This is a genomic window from Thioalkalivibrio sp. ALE19, assembly GCF_000428605.1.
In the GTDB taxonomy this organism is placed as follows: Bacteria; Pseudomonadota; Gammaproteobacteria; order Ectothiorhodospirales; family Ectothiorhodospiraceae; genus Thioalkalivibrio.
Genome location: NZ_AUAG01000002.1, coordinates 1 through 23,968, shown reverse-complemented (window position 1 = coordinate 23,968; position 23,968 = coordinate 1). Strand labels below are relative to the sequence as shown.

The following is a 23,968-nucleotide window of genomic DNA, read 5'->3' as shown; positions in this document are numbered from 1 at the left end:
CGCGCGGGCATGGCCGTCGAAAGGCTGCCCTCGGGGATCGATCTGGCGATCCTCGCAGGGCGTTTTCCCCAGCGTTATCCGCATCTGCTGGAGTCGGCCCTGATCGGGCAGGCGCCGGCGCGCTTTTCCATCCTGTTTGCGTTCCCCGGGCGCACGCTGGACGCCGGCGATGGCGACGCATTGCTGGCAGCGGCCGATGTCGATCTGGGGTCTCCGCCGACGGCGTACACGCCGGCCCCCGAACATGCCCACCTGCCGTTCTTCGGGGGCTGGTTCCTCTATGTGGGCTACGAATTCGCCTGGTACCTGGAACCGGCGCTGGGATACTGCGCACCGGATCCGTGGTTGCCGACGGCCGTTGCGACGCGGTTTCCCGCCGCGCTGATCCGCGATCATCACGAAGGGGTCACCTGGTGGGTGGATGCCGGGGATGATCGCGCGCGACGCGAGCAGCTGGAGGCCGATCTGGCGGTGGTGGCGGCGGATGCCGCGGCGGGCCCGGGTGGCGGCCACCTGCCGGCGCTGCAGATGGAGGAGGACGATCCCGAATATTACCGCGCGGCCGTGCGCGGGGCGCTGGAGTACATCCGCGCCGGGGATACCTTCCAGGCCAACCTGTCACGCGAATGGCACGCGCGTGCGAACCGGCCCCTGGATACCGGCGAGCTCTATCGGCGCCTGCGGGGTGCCAACGCTGCGCCGTTCGCGGCCTGGCTGCGGCTGCCGGGAGCGGAGGTGATCAGCTCCTCGCCGGAACGTCTGGTATCGGCGCAGGACGGTGTGGCGGAAACCCGGCCGATCGCCGGGACCCGCAGGCGCGATCCGGATGCGCGGGCCGATCGTGAGCTGTATGGCGAACTGGAGGTCAACCTCAAGGAGCGCGCCGAGCACGTCATGCTGGTGGACCTGGAACGCAACGATCTGGGTCGCGTGGCGCGCACCGGCAGCGTGCGGGTCGCCGAGCTGATGACCATCGAGAGCTACCGCCGGGTCCATCACATCGTCTCCAGCATCACGGCTCGGCTGCGGCCGGGGACGCGCGCGGAACAACTGCTGCGCGCGACTTTCCCCGGCGGGACCATCACCGGATGCCCCAAGATCCGCTCCATGCAGGTGATCCAGGAACTGGAAGGCCGGGTGCCGCGCGGCGCCTACACCGGATCCTGTGGTTATGTCAGTGATCATGGTCGCATGGATACCAATATCCTGATCCGTACCCTGGTGGTTCGGGATCGGGAACTGCGTTTTCGCGCCGGTGCCGGGATCGTCGCCGATTCGGACCCCGACCAGGAGCTGGAAGAGACGCGGCACAAGGCGCGCGGGCTGCTGGATGCACTGGGTGCCGACGTGGAGCGCGCGGGGTGAGTCGGGCGAACGGTGGTTCCGGATCGGAGGTGACGGCCGACGATCGCGGCCTGCTGCTGGGCGACGGGCTGTTCGAGACGGTGCTGGTACGTCGGGGGCATGCCTGCCTGTGGCCCCGGCATCGGGCGCGCCTCGAGCTGGGGCTGCAGCGCCTCGGCTTTCCCGCACAGGACCCGGAACGGTTGCGCGAAGAAATCGAGGCGGCGGCGGGGCCCGGGGAACGGCTGGTGCGTCTGACGCTGACCCGGGGCCGCGGCCCGCGGGGCTATGCACCTCCGGAGCAGCCGGCGGTCACCCGGCTGGTCCGTGCCGGGCCGGAGCTGTCGCGTCCGGACCCGGCGGAGGCGACGCCGCTGCGCATCGGGTTTTCGACGATACCGGCCAGCGTCAATCCGGCCCTCGGCGGGATCAAGCACCTGGGACGCCTGGAAAACGTGCTGGCGCGCATGCACTGGCGCGAGGGCGAGGATGAGGCGATCCTGGAGGACGCGGTCGGCCGGATTACCTGTGCAACGCAGGGGAACCTGTGGTTGCGCGAGGGGACTCACCTCGTGACACCGCCGGTCGACGGGGCCGGAATCGCCGGCACGCGGCGTGCCTGGGTGCTGGAAAACGCCGAGGCATTCGGCGTCAGCACCGAGGTCGCCTGGCCGACGTACGAGCGTCTGGAGGCCGCCGACGGACTGTATGTAAGCAACGCGCGGCTGGGGCTGGCCGCGGGCGTGTTGATCGGGGGCGGGGCGGCGAGGACCGAGCCTGCGGCCCTGCAGGCGCTCAGGAGGGCACTGCATGAAACGGATTAGGAAGATCATGGCGGTAACGGGCGTACTGACGCTCGTTGCGGTCGCGGCCGGGGCGCTGTGGCTGGCCGACTGGTATCGGGGCCAGCTGGAACGGCCACTGGCCCTGGAGGAGTCGCAGCGCTTCGAGCTGCAGCCGGGGACCGGGTTGCGCAGCCTCAGCCGGGAGTTCGAACGCCGCGGCTGGGTGGAGTCGGCGCGGGTGGTCGAGGTGTATGCGCGGCGACAGGGTGTGGCGGGCCGGCTCCAGGCCGGCGAGTACGCGGTGGATGCCGGGATGACCCCGGCGGAACTGGTCCAGGCCATGGCACGTGGCGACGTGGTCCGGCACCGTCTGACACTGCCGGAAGGCTGGACCGTGCGCCAGGCACTCGCTGCGGTGCGCGGGCATGATGAACTGGACCCGCCGGCGGAGTCGGTAGGGGTCCATAATCTGCCGGATGTTCTGGGCCTCGACGACATCGAGCATCCCGAAGGCTGGTTCCTGCCGGATACCTATTTCTTCGGCTCCGGGACCGACTCGCTGGACGTCCTGCGGCGTGGCCACGAGGCAATGCGGGCCACGCTGGATGCGGCCTGGGCGGGGCGTTCCGAGGATCTGCCGCTGGAGGATCCGTACGAGCTGCTGATCCTGGCCTCGATCGTGGAACGCGAGACCGGGCGCGGCGACGAGCGTGATCGGGTGGCGGCCGTGTTCGTGAATCGCCTGCGCGAGGGGATGCGGCTGCAGACCGATCCCACGCTGCTGTATGTGCAGGAGACCGGCGTGCAACGACTGACGGGCGCGGAGCTGGAGCGGGATCATCCGTACAACACCTATACCCGGCCAGGGCTTCCGCCGACGCCCATCGCACTGCCGGGCCGGGCCGCCATCGAAGCGGCCGCGCGGCCGGCGGACACCCGGGAGTTCTTTTTTGTCTCGCGCAATGATGGAAGCCACCATTTTTCCGAGACCTATCGCGAACATCGCGAGGCCGTGATTCGCTATCAGCTGGATGGCGACGCGAGCCGCTACGGCCGAAGGGGACGTTGATGACGGGGCAATTCCTGACCCTCGAGGGCATCGAAGGGGCCGGCAAGACCACCCAGATGGGAACCCTGGTCGAGGCACTGGAGGCGGCCGGCCAGCGGGTGTGCGCGACCCGCGAGCCCGGGGGCACCGGGCTGGGCGAACGCCTGCGCGGCCTGTTGCTGGATCCGGACCTGCCGGAGATGATCCCTGAAGCGGAGCTGTTGCTGATGTTCGCGGCGCGCGCGCAGCATCTCGCCGAAGTGATCCGCCCGGCCCTGGATGCGGGACAGTGGGTGGTCAGCGACCGTTTTACCGATGCGAGCTTTGCCTACCAGGGCGGCGGGCGCGGTCTGGGCGACACTCGGGTTGCAGCACTGGAGGACTGGGTGCAGGGCGATCTGCGCCCGGATCTGGTGATCCTGCTCGACATCGACCCGGCAACCGGGCTGGAGCGGGCCGTGCAGCGGGGACGTCGGGACCGCATCGAGCGCGAGGCAGAGGAATTTTTCGAACGTGCCCGCGCGGCTTACCGGCGCCGGGCCGATGCAGAACCGCAGCGCTACCTGGTGGTGGATGCCTCGGCGGATGCCGCCACCGTGGCACAGCGGATGCTCGAGGGGCTGCGCTGCCGCGGTCTGCTGGAGGCGTCCACGTGAACGAGCCGGGCGCGGTGCCGCCGTGGCTCGCGCAGCCCTGGGAGACGCTGGTGCAGCGTGCGGCGGCCGGGCATCTGCCCGGTGGCCTGCTGGTCACCGGCGCCGAGGGCGTGGGCAAGGGCCTGCTGGTTACGGCCCTGCTCCAGCGCCTGTTCTGCGAACGGGCTGCGGGCACGCAGCCGGCCTGCGGGGAATGTGGCGGGTGCCGCAGTTTTGTCGGGGGCGTGCATCCGGAGCTGCACGACGTGATGCCGCCGGAGTCGGGCAAGGACATCCCGGTGGATGCCGTGCGCGAAGCCGGTGAGTTCCTGGCGCTCAGCGGCTCCGGTGACTGGCGCGTGCTGCGGCTGCATCCGGCGGACGCCATGAACGCGAGTGCGGCCAATGCGCTGCTCAAGACACTGGAAGAGCCCCCGGCGGGCGGGCTGATCGTTCTCGAGAGCGCGCGACCCTCGGCCCTGCCGGCCACCATTCGCAGCCGCTGCCAGGATCTGCATCTTCCGTCGCCGGATCTCGAGGCCGCACGTGACTGGCTGGCCGCCGGCGCGCCGGAGCCTGCGGCGGTGGACGAGGCCTGGGCGGCCAGCCTCGGACGCCCGGTGGTCGCGGCCGAACTCCTGGCGGATCCCGAGCGTCACGCCGCCTGGCGACAGGAACGTGAGGCCCTCGCGGAACTGTTGCAGGCTCGTGAGCTGCATTCGGCGGTCACGCAGCTGGCGCGCTGCAACCTGGAGACTCTGCTGCCGCGCTGGCAGGCCCTGCTGTTGTCGGCCCAGCGCTGGCTGGCGAGCGGCGAGGTGGATCGATTCGGCGCGCAGTTCCCGCAGGACCGGCTGCAGGCCTTTGCCCGCGAGCGCGGGGCGCGGGGACTGGCCTCGCTGGTCCAGGAATCGCGGCGCTGGCAGCGCCAGGCGCGCGCGCAGCTGAACCCGCAGCTGCGGCTGGAAGACATGGCGGCGGCCATGCTGGCGCAGACGACGGCGGGGCGGCTGGCATCCCGGGGGCGCTCCGGGGCATACTGAGCGCCGCTGCAAAAACCACTGTGGAAATCGGGGAGGGCTCATGGCCGGGCAAGGGATGCTGACCTTGGCAATCAAGGAAAAACCCGCGCTGTATGCGGCGTACATGCCCTTTGTGAGCAACGGCGGGCTGTTCATTCCTACCGACAAGTCGTACAAGCTGGGCGATCAGGTCTTCCTGCTGCTGTCCCTGCTGGACGACGGCGATCGCCTGCCAACGCCCTGTACGGTGGTGTGGATCACCCCGCCACGGGCCCAGGGCAACCGCCTGCGCGGTATCGGAGTCCAGTTCAACACCTCCGACAAGGGGCAGACCCGCCGCCGCATCGAGGATCACCTGGGCGGCATGCTCAATTCGGATCGCAAGACTCACACCTTCTGAACGGCCTTACCGGACCGGCAGGGCCTCGCGCAGTCCCTCCACCGCGCGGTCCAGGTCCGCGGTCTCGTGGTAGAAATGCGGGGAGAAACGGATCCCGCCGCCGCGCATGGCGCACAGGATGCCATCCGCCTGCAGCCGGTGGTAAACGGTCTCCAGGGGGGTGTCCCCCAGCAGCCCCGCGGAGGGCCGGAAGGTCAGGATGCCGGCGCGGCGGTGGCGGGCACTGAGGATTTCGCAGCCCAGCCCGCGCAGGCGATCCTCGAGATGCAGCCAGTGCTCCCGGATCTCTTCGTCCACCCGGTCCATGCCGGTTTCCAGCAACAGCGACAGACTGCCGTGGAGCGCCTGGATGCCCAGCATGTTGGGGCTGCCGGGCTCGAAACGCCGGGCGCCGGGCGAGGGCGTCAGCGCGGGATTGTCGAAGTCCCCGGCGTGCTCGAGCATGTGCCAGCCGTATTCGTTCAGCTCCAGGCGATCACGGACCTCGGGATTGACGTAGAACAGACCGATGCCCTCCGGCGCGAGCATCCACTTGTGCGCGTCGGCCATCACGAAATCGGCACGGCATCCCGGCGCGTCAAAGGGCAGGGCGCCCAGATGCTGGATGGCGTCCACGCAGAACATAATGCCGCGCCCGTGCAGCTCGTTACCGAGGAACTGCACGTCCATGCGCAGGCCCGAGTCATAGCGCACCGCACTCGCGGACACCAGGGCCGTGGCATGGTCGCAGGCCCTTAGCAGATCCAGCTCGGGCTCCTCGCCGATGGCGACCTCCCGGACTTCCAGGTCGTAACGTTCGGCAGCGGCGTGCCATACCACGCGGTTGGAGGGAAACTCCCCCTCGGGAATCACGATGTTCTGCCCCGATCGCCAGGGCAGACCGAAGGCCACCATGGACAGCGCCTCCGAGGTGTTCTTCACGAAGGCCACGTCTTCCGCTTCGGGGGCACCGATCAATTGCCGCGCCAGCTCCCGAGTGGCCCTGATGGTTTCCAGCCAGCGTCCATAACCCCGCGAGCCGTGATGCAGGTTCTCGCGGGCGAAGGCCTCGACCGCTTCGGCGGTGCGCCGGGGCCACGGTCCGACCGCGGCATGGTTGAGGTGGATGATGTCCTCATGGGGGAATTCCGGGTGCATGACGCCCTCCTTTCAGGTTCGGCGAGGGTAACCCACACTGCCGCAGGGGTGGTAACCTGAGAGTCACGCGAAATCTCTTGTCCGCCCGCAAGGTGCTTGATAACGTACGCGTCGCTGTTTCCCTGACGCCGCTCACCACCGAGGCGGCAGCCCTCGCCCCGAAGGCCCGCCGTGTGACCGCCTCGGTCCCGAAGTAACCGTAATTCCCACGATCGCGACGGCCCGGAGGGGCGGAGCGGGCGCATCGACCGTCGACAGGAGGCACGGATGAATTCCGTTCTCAAGTTCTACCAGGATCCGGAAGCCGGCTCGATCGAGCCGCGCGAGTTCCAGGTCTACAACGATCGCAACCTGGACCGGATCGAGGCCCTCGAGCGTGTCCCCGAGGCCATGCGTTTCGACATGCGCGTGGTGTCCAGCGTGCTGCCATTCCGGATCAACGAGTACGTGATCGACGAGTTGATCGACTGGGACAATATCCCGGACGACCCGATGTTCCAGCTGACCTTCCCGCAGCGGGAGATGCTGTCCCCGGAAGCCTACGAGCGGATGGCTGCGCTGCATCGCCGCGGGGCCGAGCGCAAGGAGATCGCGGCCCTGGCGAAGGAGCTGCGGGACGAACTGAACCCGCATCCGGCCGGCCAGATGGAACTGAACCGGCCCAACGAGGATGACGGCGAGGTCATGAACGGCCTGCAGCACAAGTATCGCGAGACGGTGCTGTTCTTCCCCAGTCAGGGGCAGACCTGCCATTCGTACTGCACCTTCTGCTTCCGCTGGGCCCAGTTCGTGGGGGACAAGGAACTGCGTATCGCTTCTACCGATGCCGATCTGCTGCACCAGTACTTGCGCCAGCACCCGGCGATCTCCGATCTGCTGATGACCGGCGGCGATCCGATGGTCATGAAAACCAGGAACCTGCGCGGCTATCTCGAAGCCCTGCTGGACCCCGGGCTGGAGCATGTCCAGACGGTACGCATCGGAACCAAGGCGCTGTCCTTCTGGCCCTACCGTTTCGTGACCGAAAGCGATGCCGATGACCTGCTGCGGCTGCTGGAACAGCTGGTCGAAGGCGGCAAGCACGTGGCGCTGATGGCGCATTACAACCATCCCAACGAGCTGCGCACGCCGATCGCCCGCGAGGCGATCCGCCGGGTGCGTGACACCGGCGCCGAGATCCGCGCCCAGGGCCCGCTGCTGCGCCACATCAACGACGATCCGCAGGCCTGGGCCGATCTGTGGCGCGAACAGGTGCGGCTGGGGATCATCCCGTACTACATGTTCGTGGAACGCGACACCGGCGCGCGGCGCTACTTCGAGGTGCCCCTGGCGCGCGCCTGGGAGGTCTATCGCGAGGCCATGCAGCAGGTCTCGGGGCTGGCTCGCACCGCGCGCGGGCCATCCATGAGCGCCGATCCGGGCAAGGTGGAGATCCAGGGCGTGACCGAGATCCGCGGGGAGAAGGTCTTCGTGCTGCGCTTCATCCAGGGCCGCAACTCGGACTGGGTGCAGCGTCCGTTCTTTGCCCGTTACGACGAGAACGCCACCTGGCTGAATCAGCTGAAACCGGCCTTCGGTGAAGAGAAGTTCTTCTTCGAGGACGAATTCGAGGCGATGAAGGCCGGCCACGGGGTCTGATCCATGAGCAATGAAGACGTGCGCCGGCGCGACCTGCGGGCCCTGTGGCACCCCTGTACCCAGATGAAGGATTACGGGGAGGAGGGCACGCTGCCCCTGCTGCCGATCGAGCGGGGCGAGGGTGTGTGGCTGTACGACTTCGATGGCAACCGTTACCTCGACGCGATCAGTTCGTGGTGGGTGAACCTGTTTGGCCACGCCAATCCGCGCATCAACGACGCGCTCAAGGATCAGGTCGACCGCCTGGAACAGGTCATCCTGGCCGGCTGCACCCATGAGCCGGTGGTGGAGCTGAGCGAGCGCCTGATCGACATCACGCCGGCGGGCCTCGACCGGGTGTTCCTGGCCGACAACGGCTCGGCCGGCGTGGAAGCCGCGCTCAAGATGAGCTTCCATTACTGGCGCAATGTCGGCCAGCCGCAGAAGACCCGCTTCATCGGGGTCTCCAACGCCTATCACGGGGAGACCATCGGGGCACTGTCGGTCAGTGACGTGCCGCTGTACCGGCATACCTACGAGCCGCTGATGCTGGACGTGATCAATGTCCCGGGGCCCGACTGCTTCCACCGCGAGCCGGGCGAGGACTGTGCCGACGTGGCCCGCCGTCAGTTCGCGCACATGGAACAGGCCCTGGAACGCCACGCCCACGAGGTCGCCGCGGTCATCATCGAGCCGCTGGTGCAGTGCGCCGGTCACATGCGCATGTTCGACCCGGAATACCTGCGCCTGCTGCGCGAGGCCTGTGACCGTCATGGCGTGCACCTGATCGCCGACGAGATCGCGGTGGGATTCGGCCGTACCGGGACCCTGTTCGCCTGCGAGCAGGGGCCGATCACGCCCGACTTCCTGTGCCTGTCGAAGGGCCTGACCGGCGGTTATCTGCCGATGGCCGCGCTGCTGACCACGGATACGGTCTATCAGGCGTTCTACGACGATTACGAAAAGCTCAACATGTTCCTGCACTCGCATTCCTACACCGGGAACCCGCTGGCCTGCCGGGCCGCGCTGGCGACGCTGGACATCTTCGAGTCCGAACCGGTGCTGGAGCGCAATCGCGAGCTGGCCGCGCACATTGCGCGGCGCCTGGAGCCGCTGAATGATCACCCGCACGTGGCCGACGTGCGCCAGCACGGCATGATCGCCGCGGTCGAGCTGGTGCAGGACAAGGCCAGCCGGACCCCGTATCCGTGGCAGGAGCGGCGGGGCCTCGATATCTATCGCCACGGTCTGACCCGCGGGGCGCTGCTGCGCCCGCTGGGCAACGTCTCCTATCTCATGCCCCCCTACGTGATCACCGAGGAGCAGATCGACTTCCTCGTGGAGGTCATGGGCGAGGGCATCGACATCGCCACCCGCGACTGAAGCGGACCGGCATCACGCTTTCACTCCAGGGGCTTGACCACGCCGGAAGAGCGGCGCATAAAGGACCTGTACCCGCACCATGCGGACGTTTTCGTAGTCATTCATTCATTTTCGATAATTTTCGAATGACCTTCGTAACCCGTTCGCGCGCCGACTTACCAGATTTCTACTACCCGCGGGCGAGCGGCGCAGGGTGGCGGGCAGGAGTTTTCCGGAAAAGCGGCCGTTCTGCGGCCAAGGAGCTGACCGCGATGAGTGACGTCGATGCCGAGCGTTCCATCGTTTTTATCACCCCGATCACGCCACAGGCACAACTGTTTTTCGATTACGTATCCGAGCAGACCGGGATGCCGGTTACGGGGGTGGAGCCCCGGGCTCCGCGCTGGACCGAACAGCTGCTGGATTCGGCCCTGATCCTGTTTGACGCAACCGCATTGACGATGGATGACATCGCCTTTGTGGAGCAGGCCCTGGTGCACAATGACGATCTGACCATGGCGGCCTTCAACGTCCGGGACGAGAACGAGGCCGTCGATTTGCTGGATCGGCTCTACCTGCAGGGTGTCTTTTACCGAACCGACCGGGCGGAGTTGATCTGCAAGGGCATTCAGTCCCTGTTGCATGCCGACTGGTGGATGTCCCGGCACCTGATGACGCGGCTGATCCGGACGTACCGCCGTCGCCGGATCAACGTCTTCCGTCCCTCTTGTGGCCTGACACAAAGGGAGGTCCAGATCCTCCTGATGCTGGGGTCGGGAGCCACCAACCTGGAGATTTCAAAGCAGCTCTTTATCTCGGAACATACCGTAAAATCACACCTTTATAACGTTTTTCGAAAAATCGAAGTCAGGAACCGCACCCAGGCGATTGCCTGGGCGAGGGAGAATCTGGGTGTGCCGCCGGTCAACCTGACAGAAACCTGTCAGGCGATGCACGCATGATTCCCCCGGTCCGTTCTTCGCCGGGCGTTCTTGCGGGCTTGGTGGTGGCCGGGATTGTGTGCCTGGTCCCCTGGGCTTCGGTCGGGGCCGGGGAATCCTCCCCGGTGGAGGTCGATGCCCCCACGGACCTGGAAGGCGAGCCGGAGGCGGAGGCCAACGAGGGAGCCATTCTTCCATCCCGCCCTCCGCGCCCGGCCGGCGAGCCCGGGCTGGGGGCGGTGGTGGTGGACCGCACCATTACCATGATGGGCAAGACGTTCTTTCGTCGTTTCGCTCAGCTGCGGCTGGAAAGCGGCGTTTTGCAGAGTACCGATCTCACCATCGTGGAACGACCGTCGGCACGCTTCGGTAGTCAGATCTGGGTGACGACCCGGGGCAGCGAGGTGCTGTTCGCGGCGACGCTCCCGCCACGCCCGTCGGAGATCATGGGCATTGCCGACTCCGCCGCCGAGCAGGTGGAAACTGCGCTGGTGCAGCGGGAGCTCGAACGGCTGTTCCGCGACGGCAGCGACCTGGCCGACGAGGAATTCTGACCCCCGGCGGGGGGTATGAAAGACCTGCTACTTCCGCGGGCTGAACAAGTGGGAGAAAGTCCATCCGCCGCTCCATGCCTTCGGCGGATGGGCCCGCGCCCCGCATGGCACCACACTCGATACCGAGTCCATTCACTTCGAGAAGGAGTGTGCCATGAAGCCCGAACGTATCCTGATTCCCCTGGCCCTGGCGGCGGCGTTATTCGCGTCACCTGCGATGGCGGCCGATCTCCACGCCGTGGACGAACTTGCCCCTGCCAGCAGTCTGACACAGAGCGGCAGCCAGGGATCCCTGGCCATGATCGATCAGCGCGGCCGCAACAACCACGCCACCGTCGTGCAGTCCGGGGCCGGCAACGACGCCCGAGTACGCCAGCTGGGGGGCAGCCACGAGGGCACCATTGTGCAGTACGGCGTCGGCCATCAGGCCGGTCTGGATCAGGCCGGCTATGGCAAGCAGGCCTTTCTCCGCCAGACCGGTGTCGGCGGACATCTGCATGTCGACCAGCGCGGAAACGGCAGCGCGTCTCCGGTGCAGGTTCACCAGCATGCCCGCGGGCATGCGCGAGTCCAGGTCATCCAGCACTGACCCGGGAGGAGGACCATCATGCGTGTCACGACGATTTTCGCCGGCGGGCTGCTGCTCGCCTGCGCCGGAGCCGTTCAGGCTCAACAACTGATCTACGAGCCCCGTAGCCCGAGTTTCGGCGGCGATCCGCTGAACGGCAGCTTCCTGCTTAACAAGGCGCAGGCTCAGGACACTTACACCGATCCGAATGCACCCGATTTCGGGTCGTTCTCCGAGACGGATTTCTTTCTCCAGGACCTGCGTAATTCGCTGGTCAACGATGCCATTTCCGATGCCGTCGAGGGTGAGGAGGGGCGTTCCAGCCTGATTGAAAGTTCCACCCTGAGGATCCGCATTGACAGTACCGGCCAGGGCGGGTTCGTGATGACCATCCTCGACCGCCGCACCGGCGAGACGACGACCGTGAATCTGGGTCAGGTCAATGGCCAGTTCTGACCACGAAGCGACAAGGAGATGGTCATGAAACAGCTTTCGCGTATCGGCGTCATGCTGGGCGCAGCCCTGATCCTCTCGGGGTGTGCCTCGTTTGCTGCGCAGCCAGGCAACCTGGAGGGGACCGAGGCGACCCTGATGCCCCGGGCCGGAACCTATTTCGATCTCCTGGAATTGCCCCGACCAGCGGCTCCCGTGGACGCGGCTGTCTACGACTTCCGCGACCAGACCGGCCAGTACCGGCCGGCACCGGCGAGCACGTTTTCCACGGCGGTGACTCAGGGTGGTAGTGCCATGCTCAGTGCGGCCCTGGCCGAATCGGGCTGGTTTCGGCCTCTGGAGCGCGAAGGTCTGCAAAACCTGCTGACCGAACGGCGCATCATTCGCGCCAATCTGGAACGGATCGGCCAGGAAGACAGCCTCGATAACCTGCGTGCCGCGCGAATCGTGTTCGAGGGCGGGATCATTGCCTACGATTCCAACCTGCGCACCGGGGGTGCCGGTCTTGAATATTACGGTGTGGGGGCGTCCGGTGAGTTCAAGTCGGATCAGGTCACGGTGAACCTGCGGGCCGTGGACGTAGCCACCGGTGATGTCCTCCTGAATGTCAATGCCAGCAAGACGATCTACTCTCAGGAGATCCGTGCCGGGGTTTTCCGGTTCATTGATTTTCGCCGATTGCTGGACGCCGAAATCGGGTATACCCGCAACGAGCCGGTACAGCTGGCTGTGATGTCGGCCATCGAGTCCGCGGTCCTCCATCTGATTACGCAGGGCGTGGACAAGGGCCTGTGGAATGTTGATGATCCGACGGACATGGAACACCCCGTGTTTCAGGCTTACCGCTCGCACCAGGTTCCCATAATGTAAAAGAAGGGTCGGGTAAAAGAAGGTTGGATCGAGAGCAGGGCGGGCCTCTTACGGGGGGTCCGCTTTTTTGATTCAGGTGCATGAAGAAAGTACTAAAAAGTTCACCTCGACAATCATCCATCCGGCTGATTCCCGGGGGTTATAGGGGCGTGCAGAATCCAGGGTGAAGGCGGAAAGAAACGCTTCCACCTTCAGGGAATTCCTCCCAGTGATGGGGGACCCGATGACTCAACTGCGTGTTCCTAACTCAACCCTCAGGGGGTAGTCATTATGAAACTCAAATATTCCATGATTGCGATCGCGATGGGCGCTCTGTTTTCCGGTTCCGCCATGGCGGCCAACAACGATTCCACGATTGACCAGGCGGGCATGTTCAACAATGCCGACGTTTCTCAGATCGGATATTCCAACATGTCCGACATTGACCAGGAAGGCATGAAGAACAGTGCCAGCGCCTTCCAGAAAGGCTGGGGCAACCGTGCCACCCAGGAGCAGACCGGTATCCGCAACTCCAGCGATGTCCGTCAGGAGGGTGTCAAGAACCGTGCGGACGTCGAACAGGACGGTTACCGTCTGTCTTCCGAAGTGGATCAGCGTGGCAACTATAACCGCGCCGATGTCTCGCAGTCCGGCCAGAAGAACCATTCGGAAGTGACTCAGCGTGGCAACCTCAACAAGGCCAACGTCGAGCAGTCCGGGCGCTTCAATCAGTCGGACATCTCCCAGCACGGAGAATGGAACCGTGCGGACACCTACCAGAGCGGCTTGGGTAACCGGGCCAAGGTGTCGCAGAACGGAACCAAGAATTTCTCCGATATCGAACAGACCGGCTACAACGACCGGGCCAACGTGAAGCAGACCGGCTTTGGCCATCGCTCCTACGTGACCCAGACGCTGGGCGGCTGGGGCAGCATTGCCAGCAACCACGCGACCGTTCAGCAGGTCGGTCATAGCAACGTGTCGACGGTCAACCAGGCGGGTGGCGGTAACATGGCCAACGTCTTCCAGAACTGATCGAAGAACGGACTTGTCCGGCCCCGGTTTCTCGGGGTCGGATTTTTCCTTCCCGCAAGGGGTGGTGGTTCATGAATCGATGCCGGGTGTTACGGGTCCCGCGGAATGGAGGCGCTGGCGGGTGGAAGGCCGGATTGGCGGCCGCAACGTTGCTGATAACTGGGGGCGTCAGTGCCATGGGCACAACAACCGATACCCGGATCGCGCTGAGTGCGCAGGGTCCGGAAGGCACCGGATATTCCATCGAGTGCGCGGTCATGGAAGACGGCGAGCTGCATCAGATGGAGTTCGAGGGCGAAGTCCCGCTGACCATTGAATTCAAGGGCGATTCCGTCGACTGCCGCGTGGTCCAGACCCACGGCAACGGGGTGCTCGAGATCATGCTGAAGAAGAACGGCAACGTGACACGCTCCCGCAGCCAGGGACCCAACAGCACGATGAATATCCGGATACGCTGACGATGGGAGATGATCCATGACGTCGCATAATGGATATTATGTTAAATTAAGTAATGGACCTGGAAAGGCCCTGGATTGCAGGCCTCTCCTTCACTCACTTCCACTCACTTCAGGGTTGCGATGACCCGGGCCAGGAGCTGCTTGACCTGCTCCATGCCGGTTTCCAGGTTACGGCCGATTTCGTCCATCGTGATCTCGCCGCCGCTGCGCCCTGCGGCACGGTTGGCAATCACCGCACACGCTGCATAGCTCAGGCCCAGCTCCCGCGCCAGGGCCGTTTCCGGCATGCCGGTCATGCCCACCAGGTCGCAGCCGTCGCGCTCCATGCGATCGATCTCCGCGGCGGTTTCCAGGCGTGGCCCCTGAGTGGCGCCATAGGTGCCCTGCTCGCAAATCGGCAGGTCCAGTTCACGGGCCGCCTCCAGGAGCCTCCGGCGCACTTCGGGACAGTACGGCCAGGTCATGTCCACGTGGGTCACTTCATCGAGATGGCCACCTTCGAAATAAGTGTTCGCACGCGACCAGGTGTAATCGATGATCTGGTCCGGAATCGCGAGTCGCCCGGGCTGCATGCACTCGCTGATGCCGCCGACCGCGGCCACCGCGATCGCCGTCTCCACGCCCGTGTTATGCAGCGCCCAGATGTTGGCGCGATAGTTCACCTGGTGCGGCGGGATGGTGTGTCGCGCCCCGTGGCGCGGGAGAAATACCGTTTCGATGCCGTTCAGCCGCCCGAACACCAGGGGTCCGGAGGGTTCGCCGTACGGCGTATGCATGACCCGGCGGTGGGTGATCTCCAGGTCCTTCAGTCGGGTCAGTCCGGTGCCGCCAATGATGGCCAGTCGGGGTGCGGTCATGGCACGCGTCCTTCAGTGGTCGGCCACGGCAAAGATGCCGGGCGCGTTGCGCAGGTAATCCTGATAATCCATGCCGTAACCGAACAGATAGCGGTTCGGTGCTTCCAGTGCGGCATGGTCGACGGTGATCGAGGGGTCCCGCTCGGGGTTGGCCTTGTCCACCAGCACGATGGTCACCACGCGACGGGCGCCCTGCTCCTGACAGAAGCACTGGATACCGGCCAGGGTGATGCCGCCGTCGAGGATGTCGTCGACGATGACGACGGTGCGTCCCAGCATGGACTGGTGCGGGAGGGACAGCCAGTGCAGCTGTTCTTCGCCGCGGGTGGCCCCGCGATAGCGGGTGGCGTGCAGGTAGTCCACCTGCATCGGGAAGGACCAGCGTGTGAGCAGGCCGCCCAGCAGCACGACCCCGCCGTTCATCACGCCCAGCACCAGCGGATTCTCGTCCGCCAGTTCCCTTGCGGTGCGTTCGGCCAGGCGGTCAATGGCGGTTTCCACCGCGTCGCGGCTGTAGAGGCAGTCGGCGTCGCGCAGCGTGGCTCGTGCCTGTTCGGGATTCATGCGGGCCCCCGGGGTTCATCTGGGGCCGGGGCTGTGAGCCCGGCCTGGCGGCGTGGCGAATGCCCCGCCCCGAAACAGAACCGGCCGGCACAGGGGCCGGCCGGTCGTTCGACGGATTCCGTCGCTTCGCCTCAGTAGGTGAAGGTGACGGTGTCGTCGTCCATCGCCTCGGAGATCACGTAGGCACCGCCCACGGTCTCGTCCACTTCGTCGATCAGGTCGTTGCCCCACAGGTCCAGCGTCGGGGTGCAGACCTTCATCACGACGCCGGCTTCGTGGGCATCCTTGATGAAGTCGTAGACGCTCTTGCTGCTGCCTTCCTGCACGAACAGGTTTTCCGCCACGCCCTTCTTGGCCAGTTCACCGGCCCGGCCGGTCATCACGACTTCGACGTCGTATTCCATGGCGGCGGCCACGGTCGCCTGGAAAAACGGGGCGCCGAGTTCGGACGGATTGTTCGGGTCGGTGTTGACCATGACGATCATGAGCTTATCGGCCATGACGATTCTCCATCATTGTGGGATTGGTTAACTATATTATTAGCAGCTCAGTGTCGAACCGGTGGCGCATTATAGGCGGGTCGGAAGCGCGGCGCCAACGCTGCTTGCGGCATGGGGTTGCGAAGGGGGGTCATGCCCCGCCACTGCCCGCCTTCAGCCAGGCATGCAACTGGGCCTGCAATGCCGTGCGATGTTGCGCGTCGTCCGCCACCGCACGCGCGTGCATGCGCCGGAGGCGAGCCCGGGTATCGGCGTCCTGGCGGTGGTCGGCGAGGTGATCGAGGATGACATCCGCCTCCTCCGGCCGATTGCAGATCAGGATCATGTCGCAGCCGGCCTCCAGCGCCGCGTCGGCCCGCTCCGCGGGCGAACCCATCTGTTCGGCACCGGCCATGGCCAGATCATCGGAAAAGATCGCGCCCTGAAAGCCGACCCGGCCGCGCAGGATGTCCTGCAGCCAGGTGCGCGAGAATCCGGCCGGGCGGGCGTCGACCTCGGGGTACACCACGTGGGCCGGCATCATGCCCTCAAGGTGGCCGGCCAGCGGCCGGAACGCCTCGATGTCGCTGGCCTCGATCTCGGCCAGCGGGCGCGGGTCCTCCGGCACCGCGACATGCGAGTCGGCGGCCACTGCCCCGTGTCCGGGAAAGTGCTTGCCCACCGAGGCCATGCCGGCCACCGTCAGGCCGCGCACGAACGCAAGCCCCAGATCGGCGATCACCGCGGGATCATGATGGAACGCCCGATCGCCAATCACCTCGCTGATCTCGAGATCGCGGTCGAGGACCGGCGCGAAACTGAAGTCGATCCCCACCGCCTGCAGCTCCAGCGCCAGCAGCTCGCCCGCCCCGCGCGCCAGCTCGCGTGCCCGCGCCGGCACCTGATCGTGCAGGTGGCCGAGACTGCGCATCGGCGGGAAGCGGGTGAAGCCCTCGCGCAGACGCTGCACCCGCCCTCCTTCCTGGTCCACCGCGATCAGCAGTTCCGGGCGCAGGCGGCGCATGTCTGCGGTCAGGGCTTCGACCTGTTCCGGGCCGTGTACGTTGCGGTCGAACAGGATCACCCCGCCGGTCGCGGGGTGCTGCAGGCGTTCGCGGTCTTCCGCCTTCAGTTCGGGTCCGGACACGTCGAGCATGACCGGACCCGGCGGACGGGGATCGGGCTGGTAGCGCATAAGAGGGAGCAGTCCCGCTTCAGAGGGGGTTCAGGGGTGCGTCAGGATAGCGAAGCCTCGGGCAGAAAGGCGAGCGCCTTGAGCTTCTCGATACGGTCGCGCAGGCGCGCGGCCTCCTCGAATTCCAGATCGCGCGCCTTCTGGAACATCTCCTGTTCCAGGCGCTCGATCTCGCGGGCGGCATTCTCCGGCGCGTCGACGTAGTCGGCGGCCTCTTCGGCCACCTTCTTGTCCGCGCCCTTGCGCTCGCCGGACTTGCGCCGGGTGCCGGGCGCGGCCTGCCCGGTCTCGAGGATGTCCGCCACGCTTTTGTGGATGCCCTCGGGGGTGATCCCGTGGGCTTCGTTGTGCTCGATCTGGCGGGCGCGGCGACGTTCGGTCTCGTCGATCGCACGGCGCATCGAGCCGGTGATGGTGTCCGCGTACAGGATGGCCTTGCCGCACACGTTGCGCGCCGCGCGGCCGATGGTCTGGATCAGCGAGCGGTCGGAGCGCAGGAAGCCCTCCTTGTCGGCGTCGAAGATCGCCACCAGCGAGACCTCGGGCATGTCCAGGCCCTCGCGCAGCAGGTTGATCCCCACCAGCACGTCGAATTCGCCCAGACGCAGGTCGCGGATGATCTCCATGCGCTCGACCGTGTCGATGTCCGAGTGCAGGTAGCGCACGCGCACGCCGTGCTCCGACAGGTAGTCGGTCAGGTCCTCGGCCATGCGCTTGGTCAGCGTGGTGATCAGGGTCCGTTCGTCGCGCTCCACCCGGTCGCGGATCTCGGACAGGCAGTCGTCCACCTGGGAAGCCACCGGACGCACCTCCAGTTCCGGGTCCAGCAGCCCGGTGGGCCGCACCACCTGGTCGATGATGGCGCCGGCATGTTCGCGCTCGTACGGCCCCGGCGTGGCCGAGACGTGGATGGTCTGCGGCATCAGCTTCTCGAATTCCTCGAAGCGCAGCGGGCGGTTGTCCAGCGCCGACGGCAGACGGAAGCCGTACTCCACCAGGGTCTCCTTGCGCGAACGGTCGCCCTTGAACATCCCGCCCACCTGCGGCACGGACACGTGGGATTCGTCGATCACCAGCAACGCATCCTCCGGCAGGTAGTCGAAAAACGTCGGCGGTGGTTCGCCCGGCGCACGTCCGGAAAGATAGCGCGAGTAGTTTTCAATCCCGTTGCAGTAGCCGATCTCCAGGATCATCTCCAGATCGAACTGGGTGCGCTGCTCCAGCCGCTGCGCCTCCACCAGGCGGTTCTCCTGGCGCAGGAAGTCCAGCCGTTCCTTCAGCTCGTCGCGGATCTGGTCCACCGCCTCCAGCAGGGTCTCGCGCGGGGTCACGTAGTGGGTCTTGGGATAGATCGTCAGGCGCGGCACCGTGTTCAGCACCTCGCCGGTCAGCGGGTCGAAATACGACAGCCGCTCGATCTCGTCGTCGAACAGCTCGACGCGCACGGCCTCCCGCTCGGATTCCGCCGGATGGATGTCGATCACCTCGCCGCGCACCCGGTAGGTCGCGCGGCGCAGCTCGGTATCGTTGCGGGTGTACTGCAGCTCCGCCAGGCGGCGCAGCAGATCGCGCTGGTCGATGCGCTCGCCCCGCTTGAGGTGCAGCACCATCGACAGATACTTGCGCGGATCGCCCAGACCGTAGATCGCCGAGACCGAGGCGACGATGATCGCATCGCGCCGCTCCAGCAGTGCACGCGTGGCCGAAAGGCGCATCTGCTCGATATGGTCGTTGATCGACGCGTCCTTCTCGATATACGTATCCGAGGACGGGACATAGGCCTCCGGCTGGTAGTAGTCGTAATACGAAACGAAATACTCCACCGCGTTATTGGGGAAGAACTCCTTGAACTCGCCGTAGAGCTGCGCGGCCAGCGTCTTGTTGGGCGCCAGCACGATCGTCGGACGCTGCAGGTTCTCCACCACGTTGGCGATGGTGAAGGTCTTGCCCGAACCCGTCACACCCAGCAGGACCTGGTGCGCCAGGCCGTCCTCGATGCCCCGGGTCAGTTCGCGAATGGCCTGGGGCTGGTCCCCCGCCGGCTGGTATTTCGACACCACCCGGAACGTTCCGTCTTCATGTTCCGCCAACCGCTTATCCTCCGCGTCTGATTTCAGTATCATTTCGGGCCGCGAGCCGGCCGGCCACTCCGCCTGCTCGACCCCATCCACATCGAGGCAGTCCCTTGGAAATCCAGCTATCCGATCGTGTACAGCGCATCCAGCCCTCCCCCACCCTGGCCGTGACGGCCCTGGCCGCCCGGCTGCGCGCCGAAGGCCGCGACATCGTGGGGCTGGGGGCCGGCGAGCCGGACTTCGATACGCCGGAGCATATCAAGCAGGCGGCGATTGATGCGCTTGCCCGCGGTGAGACCAAGTACACCGCGGTCGACGGCACGGCCGGTCTGAAGGACGCCATCATCCGCAAGTTTGAACGTGATAACGAGCTCACGTTCACTCCCGGGCAAATCCTGGTCTCCTCCGGCGGCAAGCAGAGCATCTTCAACCTGTGCCAGGCCCTGCTCAATCGGGGTGACGAAGTGATCGTGCCGGCCCCCTACTGGGTCTCCTACCCCGACATCGCGATGCTGGCCGGCGCACGGCCCGTCATCGTGAGCGCCTCGCAGCAAGAAGGCTTCAAGCTGCGACCGGAGACCCTCGAAGCCGCGATCACCGGCAACACCCGGCTGATCTTCCTGAACAGCCCCTCCAACCCCACCGGCGCCGCCTACTCGCGCGGTGAACTGGAGGCCCTCGCCGAGGTGCTGCGGCGCCATCCGCAGATCGTCATCGCCACCGACGACATGTACGAACACATCCGCTTCGGCGAAACCGAGTTCGTGAACATCGTAAACGCGGCCCCCGACCTGCTGGAGCGCACTGTCGTCCTCAATGGCGTGTCCAAGGCGTACGCCATGACCGGCTGGCGCATCGGCTACGCCGGGGGCCCGGCCGACCTGATCGGCGCGATGAAGAAGATCCAGTCGCAGAGCACCTCCAACCCGACCTCCATCGCCCAGGCGGCCGCCGAAGCCGCCCTCAACGGCGACCAGACCTGCGTGCGCCAGATGTGCTCGGCGTTCGCCCAGCGCGCGCGGCACGTGGTGGACGGCCTCAACGCCATCGACGGCATCGAATGCCGCATGCCGGACGGAACCTTCTACTGCTTCCCGCGGGTCACCGGCCTGATGGAACGTGCCGGGGTTGACAGCGACGTAGCTCTGGGCGAGCGGCTGCTGGACGAGGCCGGCGTGGCCCTGGTTCCGGGCAGCGCGTTCGGCGCCCCGGGGCATCTGCGCGTGTCCTTCGCCACCAGCCTGGAGATGCTGGACAAGGCACTGGAACGCCTGCGCGAGTTCGCCTCCCGAAACGCTTGACGGACCCCGGATCGGGCTATACGATACGCGGCTAATTCCCCGGTAGCTCAGTCGGTAGAGCGGGTGACTGTTAATCACTAGGTCGGCGGTTCGAGCCCGTCCCGGGGAGCCAGATAAAATAACGACTCAGGCCAGCTTTCGGGTTGGCCTTTTTCGTTTGTGTACCCGGATTTGTACCACTTCGCGAGTCGTGTACAGGAGCGTGTACCAACGGTCGCTCTGCGGGTTACCAACGCCATCGCGGACACGGACGATGTTCCGAGCCCAAAAAAACCGCCGTAGCGGGGACGAAGGGTATCGGCGTTGGTGTGGTTCCAATGGGTCACTCCAGGTTGACTCGCTGGTCTTGTCCCGCAGCGCGAACCCCACGCCCTGCATCCGCCCGAGCACCACGATATCGACCCCGATTCCACCCCGCCACGACCGGGCCACCAGGGCATGATGGTCTCCGCCCGCTGGCGCGATGCGGCCCGGGTGGGGGAAACTGGCGGGCACTGGCGACTGTGGTGCGGGGATGGAGCATGGACGGATCCGGTGGCGGGCTGCGGGGAAACCGTGCGGGGGTGGCCCGGGCGCGCTGGTCGGGGCGGGTGCTGCGCGTGGCGGGCTACGCCGGGATCTGGTGGATCCTGACCGAGGGCGATCCGGGGGCCTGGTGGTGGGGCGTGCCGGCGATCCTGGCGGCGGCCTGGTTCAATCCCTTCGCGCCGGGATGGACGGGTGGCTGGCGAATCCGCGGGATCATCGCCTTCGTGCCGGTGTTTCTGTTCTTTTCGCTGCGCAGCGCGCTGGATGTGGCCTGGCGTGCGGTGCATCCCCGTTGCCCGCTGGAGCCGGCCCTGCTGGATTATCCCTGGGCGCTGCCGGCGGGGACCCCGCGCCTGATGTTCGCCAACCTGGTGAATCTGATGCCCGGGACCCTGTGCGTGCGCATCTCGGAACAGGCGATTACGCTGCACGTGCTGGCCCACCCGCGCCGTACTCAGGACACCCTGGAGCGTCTGGAGGGGCATGTGATGAACATGTTTCAGCCGGAATCGCCCAATGACTGATCTGTTCCCGTTCCTGGTGATCCTGCTGATGCTCAACATCGTGGTGGGGCTGATGCGGGTGCTGCGCGGGCCAACGGCCGCCGACCGCATGCTGGCCGCGGAGATGTTCGCGACCTCGGCCATTGCCATCGCGCTGCTGATGGCGGTGCTGACGCAGCGCGAGGCCCTGGTGGATCTGGCGCTGGTGTTCGCGCTGCTGTCGGCGCTGGCGGTGGTCACGTTCGTGAACCGAGCCTGGTCCGGCCGCGCCCGTTCCAGCGACGGGGGGGACCGGCCGTGAGCCTGACGGGCGTGATCGGGGGAATCCTGACGGTGGGCGGTGTGCTGTTCCTGCTGCTGGGCACGCTGGGGCTGCTGCGTTTCCCGGATGTGTATACCCGCCTGCATGCCCAGCCCAAGGCCGACAACATCGGCCTGGGCATGATCTGCCTGGGGCTGGGGGTATATTCGGGGAGTCTTGCAGTGACCCTGAAACTGCTGCTGGTGTGGCTGCTGATGCTGGTCGCCACGGCGGTGGGGGCGGGCCTGATCGCGCGCGCCGCCCTGCGCCGTGGAATCCGCCCGTGGGGGCTGTGAATGGGCGCCCTGGGTCTGGCATTCGACGGGGTTCTGGCCACGGCCCTGCTGTGGACCGCCTGGCAGGCGATCCACGCGGCTGGACTGTTCCGCGCGGTGGTCAGTTTCATGGTGTTCGGGTTGCTGATGGCGCTGGCCTGGGTGCGCCTGGAGGCGCCGGACATCGCTCTGGCCGAGGCGGCGATCGGCGCGGGCATTACCGGTGCGCTGCTGCTGTCCGCGCTGGGGCGGCTGGACTGGGAGTCGGGGCGCGCGTCGGATGTGTGTCTGCGCGGGCGCGACCGGGCGTTCTGGCTGCCGATGGGCCTGTTGCTGCTGGCCGGTCTGGGCGGGGCGGCGTGGCTGCTCCCGGCCCCGGGACTGGGCGAACCGGTGGCCGCGGAACTCGGGCGCTCCGGGGTGGAAAACCCGGTCACCGCGGTCCTGCTCAACTTTCGCGCCTTCGACACCCTGCTGGAGATTGCCATTCTGCTGCTGGGCGTGGTCGTGCTGTGGTCGCTGGGTCCTACTCCCTGGCCTTCTTCGCCCGAACTGGTGTCGCCCGCCCTGCCCGCTCTGGGCCGCGTGCTGTTCCCGGCGTTCGTGCTGGTTTCGGCCTATCTGCTGTGGCGCGGCAGTCATGCGCCCGGGGGTGCCTTCCCGGCAGGTGCGGTGATGGGCGCCGGTGGCGTGCTGATGCTGCTGGCCGGCGCCCGCCCCTGGCTGTCGGGTGATGTCTACGGCCCGTGGCGCTGGGCGCTCGCGCTGGGGATGACCGCGATGCTGGGGGTGGCCTTCGCGGTGATGGTCGGGGGTCACGGGTTTTTCGAGTATCCGGTCGAGCTGGCCGGGCCGCTGATCCTGCTGCTCGAACTGGCTGCGGGGCTGTCCATCGCGCTGCTGCTGTTCGCGCTGTATCTGGGCGGCGAGCCCCCGGCCGACTGGGACACCCGGAGGCCGGCATGATCCTGTATCTGCTGCTGGCCGTCGCGCTGCTGATCATCGGCCTGCACGGGCTGTTCGTCTGTGCGCAGCTGATGCGCAAGATCCTCGCGCTGAATGTCCTGACCACCGCGGTCTTCCTGCTCCTGGTGGCGCTGGCGCATGCCGCCGAGGTGCTGGACCCCGTGCCCCACGCGATGGTGCTGACGGGCATCGTGGTGACGGTGTCCACCACCGCGGTGGCGCTGGGGCTGATGGTCCGCCTGCTGGAACGCCGTGGCGGGCCGCTGAGCGGCCGCGACCGGGAGTCGCGCAACCCGTGAACACCGCGCTGGCCACGGCCTTGGTGGTGGGGCTGCCGCTGATGGCGGCGGCCGTCGCCTGTAATGACCCCCGGGTTTTTGCACACCCTACGCGCTTAACGCGGGGTGGGCCCGTGGCGCCGCATAGCCCAGTGCCTGATGCGGCCGTTGCTCGTTGTAGTACCGGATCCAGTCGCCGATCACCGCCCGTGCGTGACCCAGGGACTCGAAGCGGTGCTGCCAGATGCACTCCTCTTTCAGTGAGCGGAAGAACCGCTCGATCAGACCGTTCTGCTCCGGCGTGTACGGTGTGGTGAACTCCTGGTTCAGACCATAGGCCTTCACCGTCGCGGTGAACCGCCGTGAGCTGAACACCAGTCCATTGTCGGACCGGAGTGCCAGCGGTTGTGCCACCCGCTGGAGCACACCCAGGCGCTG

General features: G+C 66.4%; 28 protein-coding genes and 1 tRNA gene. 22 read left to right on the top strand and 7 right to left on the bottom strand.

Translation table 11 applies throughout. The annotated features are described in order from the left end of the window. The first annotated feature begins 9 nt into the window (after positions 1–9). The 6 genes from F787_RS0101310 to F787_RS0101285 are packed head-to-tail and all read left to right on the top strand — an operon-like array spanning position 10 to position 5,234. The gene (locus F787_RS0101310) at positions 10–1,365 is read left to right on the top strand and encodes an aminodeoxychorismate synthase component I (protein WP_028491079.1); all 1,356 of its coding nucleotides are present in this window, start codon (positions 10–12) and stop codon (positions 1,363–1,365) included. Beyond that, entirely contained in the window at positions 1,362–2,168 is an 807-nt protein-coding gene (locus tag F787_RS0101305; protein WP_028491078.1) for an aminotransferase class IV, read from the top strand. Before F787_RS0101310 ends, F787_RS0101305 begins: the two co-directional genes overlap by 4 nt. Then, positions 2,155–3,198 (top strand): endolytic transglycosylase MltG, encoded by a 1,044-nt coding sequence (mltG, locus tag F787_RS0101300; protein WP_026279456.1) that lies wholly within the window; start codon positions 2,155–2,157, stop codon positions 3,196–3,198. Before F787_RS0101305 ends, mltG begins: the two co-directional genes overlap by 14 nt. Continuing rightward, positions 3,198–3,833 carry a dTMP kinase gene (gene tmk / locus F787_RS0101295; RefSeq protein WP_018869401.1) on the top strand — a complete coding sequence of 212 codons (636 nt, stop codon included), beginning with the start codon at positions 3,198–3,200 and terminating at the stop codon, positions 3,831–3,833. Before mltG ends, tmk begins: the two co-directional genes overlap by 1 nt. Next, positions 3,830–4,855: a DNA polymerase III subunit delta' gene (locus F787_RS0101290; protein WP_018869402.1), complete on the top strand. Its 1,026-nt coding sequence runs from the start codon at positions 3,830–3,832 to the stop codon at positions 4,853–4,855. Before tmk ends, F787_RS0101290 begins: the two co-directional genes overlap by 4 nt. A 40-nt stretch (positions 4,856–4,895) precedes the next feature. Further along, positions 4,896–5,234: a PilZ domain-containing protein gene (locus tag F787_RS0101285; RefSeq protein WP_018869403.1), complete on the top strand. Its 339-nt coding sequence runs from the start codon at positions 4,896–4,898 to the stop codon at positions 5,232–5,234. Between the two features lie 6 nt (positions 5,235–5,240). Here F787_RS0101285 and F787_RS0101280 read toward each other — a convergent pair whose 3' ends face one another. Next, complete coding sequence (locus F787_RS0101280) at positions 5,241–6,371, bottom strand: aminotransferase class V-fold PLP-dependent enzyme (RefSeq protein ID WP_028491077.1); 1,131 nt, start codon at positions 6,369–6,371, stop codon at positions 5,241–5,243. Positions 6,372–6,638: 267 nt separating this feature from the next. On the opposite strand from F787_RS0101280, the gene F787_RS0101275 reads away from it, so the two are divergent. The 9 genes from F787_RS0101275 to F787_RS0101235 all read left to right on the top strand — a co-directional run bounded on the left by F787_RS0101275 (position 6,639) and on the right by F787_RS0101235 (position 14,208). Next, positions 6,639–8,009 carry a KamA family radical SAM protein gene (locus tag F787_RS0101275; RefSeq protein ID WP_028491076.1) on the top strand — a complete coding sequence of 457 codons (1,371 nt, stop codon included), beginning with the start codon at positions 6,639–6,641 and terminating at the stop codon, positions 8,007–8,009. A gap of 3 nt (positions 8,010–8,012) precedes the next feature. After that, complete coding sequence (locus F787_RS0101270; protein WP_028491075.1) at positions 8,013–9,371, top strand: adenosylmethionine--8-amino-7-oxononanoate transaminase; 1,359 nt, start codon at positions 8,013–8,015, stop codon at positions 9,369–9,371. A gap of 251 nt (positions 9,372–9,622) precedes the next feature. Continuing rightward, complete coding sequence (locus F787_RS0101265; protein WP_019022054.1) at positions 9,623–10,312, top strand: LuxR C-terminal-related transcriptional regulator; 690 nt, start codon at positions 9,623–9,625, stop codon at positions 10,310–10,312. Continuing rightward, the gene (locus F787_RS0101260) at positions 10,309–10,845 is read left to right on the top strand and encodes a CsgE family curli-type amyloid fiber assembly protein (protein WP_028491074.1); all 537 of its coding nucleotides are present in this window, start codon (positions 10,309–10,311) and stop codon (positions 10,843–10,845) included. The genes F787_RS0101265 and F787_RS0101260 overlap by 4 nt, the downstream gene beginning before the upstream one ends. A 154-nt stretch (positions 10,846–10,999) precedes the next feature. Then, the gene (locus F787_RS0101255) at positions 11,000–11,434 is read left to right on the top strand and encodes a hypothetical protein (protein ID WP_018869409.1); all 435 of its coding nucleotides are present in this window, start codon (positions 11,000–11,002) and stop codon (positions 11,432–11,434) included. A gap of 18 nt (positions 11,435–11,452) precedes the next feature. After that, on the top strand, positions 11,453–11,869 hold the full coding sequence (locus tag F787_RS0101250) for a curli assembly protein CsgF (protein ID WP_018869410.1): 417 nt from the start codon (positions 11,453–11,455) through the stop codon (positions 11,867–11,869). A 24-nt stretch (positions 11,870–11,893) separates the two neighbouring features. Continuing rightward, positions 11,894–12,736: a CsgG/HfaB family protein gene (locus F787_RS0101245; protein WP_018869411.1), complete on the top strand. Its 843-nt coding sequence runs from the start codon at positions 11,894–11,896 to the stop codon at positions 12,734–12,736. A gap of 288 nt (positions 12,737–13,024) precedes the next feature. Then, positions 13,025–13,750, top strand: coding sequence for a hypothetical protein (locus F787_RS0101240; RefSeq protein ID WP_231373380.1), 726 nt, complete (start codon positions 13,025–13,027; stop codon positions 13,748–13,750). A gap of 176 nt (positions 13,751–13,926) precedes the next feature. Continuing rightward, positions 13,927–14,208 (top strand): hypothetical protein, encoded by a 282-nt coding sequence (locus F787_RS0101235; RefSeq protein ID WP_018869413.1) that lies wholly within the window; start codon positions 13,927–13,929, stop codon positions 14,206–14,208. A 104-nt stretch (positions 14,209–14,312) separates the two neighbouring features. Here F787_RS0101235 and F787_RS0101230 read toward each other — a convergent pair whose 3' ends face one another. From F787_RS0101230 to uvrB, 5 genes are all read right to left on the bottom strand, one after another. Beyond that, positions 14,313–15,065, bottom strand: a complete 753-nt coding sequence (locus F787_RS0101230) for an S-methyl-5'-thioinosine phosphorylase (protein WP_018869414.1) — start codon at positions 15,063–15,065, stop codon at positions 14,313–14,315. Positions 15,066–15,077: 12 nt separating this feature from the next. Further along, the gene (locus tag F787_RS0101225; protein WP_028491073.1) at positions 15,078–15,629 is read right to left on the bottom strand and encodes a hypoxanthine-guanine phosphoribosyltransferase; all 552 of its coding nucleotides are present in this window, start codon (positions 15,627–15,629) and stop codon (positions 15,078–15,080) included. Between the two features lie 131 nt (positions 15,630–15,760). After that, the gene (locus F787_RS0101220; RefSeq protein WP_018869416.1) at positions 15,761–16,129 is read right to left on the bottom strand and encodes a DsrE/DsrF/DrsH-like family protein; all 369 of its coding nucleotides are present in this window, start codon (positions 16,127–16,129) and stop codon (positions 15,761–15,763) included. Between the two features lie 130 nt (positions 16,130–16,259). After that, the gene (gene nagZ / locus F787_RS0101215) at positions 16,260–17,303 is read right to left on the bottom strand and encodes a beta-N-acetylhexosaminidase (RefSeq protein WP_028491072.1); all 1,044 of its coding nucleotides are present in this window, start codon (positions 17,301–17,303) and stop codon (positions 16,260–16,262) included. A gap of 41 nt (positions 17,304–17,344) precedes the next feature. Continuing rightward, entirely contained in the window at positions 17,345–19,426 is a 2,082-nt protein-coding gene (gene uvrB / locus F787_RS0101210; protein WP_051245974.1) for an excinuclease ABC subunit UvrB, read from the bottom strand. Positions 19,427–19,488: 62 nt separating this feature from the next. Here uvrB and F787_RS0101205 point away from each other — a divergent pair, with 62 nt between their 5' ends. The 7 genes from F787_RS0101205 (at position 19,489) to F787_RS0101175 (ending at position 23,551) form a co-directional block, all read left to right on the top strand. Continuing rightward, positions 19,489–20,679 (top strand): pyridoxal phosphate-dependent aminotransferase, encoded by a 1,191-nt coding sequence (locus F787_RS0101205; protein WP_028491070.1) that lies wholly within the window; start codon positions 19,489–19,491, stop codon positions 20,677–20,679. Between the two features lie 36 nt (positions 20,680–20,715). Beyond that, positions 20,716–20,791 (top strand) — tRNA-Asn (locus tag F787_RS0101200). Between the two features lie 409 nt (positions 20,792–21,200). Then, complete coding sequence (locus F787_RS0101195; protein WP_028491069.1) at positions 21,201–21,731, top strand: Na+/H+ antiporter subunit E; 531 nt, start codon at positions 21,201–21,203, stop codon at positions 21,729–21,731. After that, positions 21,724–22,011 carry a monovalent cation/H+ antiporter complex subunit F gene (locus tag F787_RS0101190; RefSeq protein ID WP_019022064.1) on the top strand — a complete coding sequence of 96 codons (288 nt, stop codon included), beginning with the start codon at positions 21,724–21,726 and terminating at the stop codon, positions 22,009–22,011. Before F787_RS0101195 ends, F787_RS0101190 begins: the two co-directional genes overlap by 8 nt. Beyond that, complete coding sequence (gene mnhG / locus F787_RS0101185; RefSeq protein WP_019022065.1) at positions 22,008–22,307, top strand: monovalent cation/H(+) antiporter subunit G; 300 nt, start codon at positions 22,008–22,010, stop codon at positions 22,305–22,307. The genes F787_RS0101190 and mnhG overlap by 4 nt, the downstream gene beginning before the upstream one ends. Beyond that, positions 22,308–23,252: a hydrogenase subunit MbhD domain-containing protein gene (locus F787_RS0101180; RefSeq protein ID WP_019591222.1), complete on the top strand. Its 945-nt coding sequence runs from the start codon at positions 22,308–22,310 to the stop codon at positions 23,250–23,252. Beyond that, on the top strand, positions 23,249–23,551 hold the full coding sequence (locus F787_RS0101175) for an NADH-quinone oxidoreductase subunit K (RefSeq protein ID WP_028491068.1): 303 nt from the start codon (positions 23,249–23,251) through the stop codon (positions 23,549–23,551). The genes F787_RS0101180 and F787_RS0101175 overlap by 4 nt, the downstream gene beginning before the upstream one ends. A gap of 87 nt (positions 23,552–23,638) precedes the next feature. Here the strand turns inward: F787_RS0101175 and F787_RS0101170 are convergent. After that, on the bottom strand, positions 23,639–23,968 hold a 330-nt coding region (locus tag F787_RS0101170), incomplete at its 5' end, for an integrase core domain-containing protein (protein ID WP_028491067.1).